At 48.5% G+C, this 2,131-nt stretch carries 3 protein-coding genes; 2 read left to right on the top strand and 1 reads right to left on the bottom strand.

Annotated features, from left to right (window positions below; translation table 11 throughout):
• A partial coding sequence (locus Q0991_RS06755) for a hypothetical protein (RefSeq protein WP_299486674.1) occupies positions 1 to 199 on the top strand: 199 nt, incomplete at its 5' end.
• A gap of 55 nt (positions 200 to 254) precedes the next feature.
• The gene (locus Q0991_RS06750; RefSeq protein ID WP_299486673.1) at positions 255 to 743 is read left to right on the top strand and encodes a GNAT family N-acetyltransferase; all 489 of its coding nucleotides are present in this window, start codon (positions 255 to 257) and stop codon (positions 741 to 743) included.
• A gap of 57 nt (positions 744 to 800) precedes the next feature.
• Here Q0991_RS06750 and bioF read toward each other — a convergent pair whose 3' ends face one another.
• Complete coding sequence (gene bioF / locus Q0991_RS06745; protein WP_299486671.1) at positions 801 to 1,985, bottom strand: 8-amino-7-oxononanoate synthase; 1,185 nt, start codon at positions 1,983 to 1,985, stop codon at positions 801 to 803.
• Between the last annotated feature and the right edge of the window lie 146 nt (positions 1,986 to 2,131).

The raw sequence follows: 2,131 nt of genomic DNA, 5'->3' as shown, positions 1-2,131 counted from the left end.
TACCTGGGCAGATGACCTAAATCATCCGAATGTTGGGCAACCAGATTTGAGTAGAAGTGGTTGCGACTTTATGGTTGTGCACAATCCATTAGCAAGCAATCCACTACCGTATAACTGGCTTGAAAGAGGCCGCTCTTATCAAGTTGAAAACCTAAAAGGTTGGGAGAACCAAGTGGTCTGTAGAGATTTGAATAGTTGATTGATCTACTTGGTGAGTATATTTCGGAGCTAGAACAAGAACCAGGCTAGACACCATGAATATCCGCATTGCCCAACCGCAGGATGTCGAGACTCTGTTTGAGATTCGAACTAGCGTTGTCGAAAATTATCAATCTCGAGAAGAGATTGCTGAGCTTGGCATTACGCCAGCGTCAGTTACCAAAATGCTAGAGACGGACTGTTGTGCATGGATCGCTGAGATTGATGATCAAGCGATTGGCTTCTCCATTGCCAGTGCCACAGAAAAAACAATATTTGGCATTTTTGTCCTCCCGGCTTTTGAAGGGCGGGGAGCAGGACGTGCTCTAATGCAGGTTACTGAAACTTGGTTCTGGTCAAAGGAGATTGAAGAGATTTGGTTAGTCACAGGTAATAACCCGAGTTTCAGAGCCTATGGTTTCTATCTACATCTCAATTGGATTCCCGTTGGCGTTGAGTCAGATGGTGATTTCGAAGGAGAGATGAAATTTGTCAAAAAACTCGCCAAGCGTCCTGAAGCAGATCCTAGTGATCATGAATTGTAAACAGAATACACAAATTATCTCACTCAAAAATATCAGTAAGCCTGCGTATGAAAGTTCTCAACTGCCCTGAGCTACCTCGCTTAAGGCAACAATAAGCTGATCAACGTGTTCAGGCTGATGAGTAGCCATCATAGATATCCGAATTCGGCTAGTGGGGACAGTAGGTGGGCGGATGGCTGGGGCAAAAATCCCTTGGTCAAGGAGTTGCTGGCTGGCCGTCAAAACGGCTGCGGGTGTAGGCATTTGTACACAGAGAATCGGTGACTCTGAGGGTAAGAGCTGCATGATTTGATGTTCGTTTTCAGTGGCCAGGTGGGTGGTTAAGGCTTGCTTGAGTTGAGTGACCCGTTGCCAAAGTTGAGATCGCAACTCATCTCCCTCTCGAATAATTTCCACCGCCGCCAACGCTGCCGCCGTATCCGCAGGGGATAGTCCCGTCGTATAAATCCAGCTTGTGGAGCGGTTGCGGAGATAATCAATCAAGTTAGCGGAGCCTGCCACATAGCCGCCTAAACTGCCAAGAGCTTTACTGAGCGTTCCCATCTGAATCAGCTCCGCCTCGCGACAGCCAAAATGTTCCACACAGCCTGCTCCTGTTACCCCTAATACGCCAGTCCCGTGGGCCTCATCAATCAGAAGCATACAGTCATATTTTGTCGCCAGAGCAATTAGTTCCGGCAGCGGGCATAAATCACCATCCATACTAAAGACACTATCGGTGACCAAGAGGCAGCGGCGATGGTGGGAACGATGGGTTTCTAGAAGAGTTTGTAACTCTGCGACATTGGCATGGCCAAATTCATGGATGGTGGCTCCACTTAACCGCGCCCCATTCTTAAGACTGGCATGGTTGTAGGTATCGGCCAGGATTAAATCCCGTCCACTGACCAAAGCCGTAATCGTGCCGATATTGGCCAGATAGCCGGAGCTATAGACAATGGCCGCTTCTGTTTGTTTCCAGGCTGCGATCGCATGTTCCAACTGCTCATGGATCGCCCGATGACCGCTAAGCAATCGCGATCCGGTACTGCCGGTTCCATAGGTATGAATTGCGGCAATTGCAGCTTCCGCCAAGCGAGGGTCGCCAGCCAGCCCTAGATAATCATTACTGGCAAAATTCACCACTGTTTTCCTGTTCAGTAATACAGTGGGGCCAGGGCCATCCATTAACTTGACGGAGCGATACCAATTCGCCTTATGAACCGTTGTTAACGCTTTCTGAATCCAGTCGTATGCCGCCATCACAGTGGTGAGATTAGCAAGACCAAGAACAACCCTGCCGTTTGTTATTGTCGAAATGTTACGAGTCTTTTTGCGAAATGTAACGCTTGGTGACTGGGCTTCATGCGGGAGCTGGACAGTCAGGTAACATTACATACAGAGCTAGC

It is taken from the genome of Acaryochloris sp. IP29b_bin.137 (assembly GCF_028285745.1).
Taxonomy (GTDB): Bacteria; Cyanobacteriota; Cyanobacteriia; order Thermosynechococcales; family Thermosynechococcaceae; genus Acaryochloris.
Note: the sequence above shows the minus strand (reverse complement) of the source record. Positions and strands in the feature narration are given on the sequence as shown.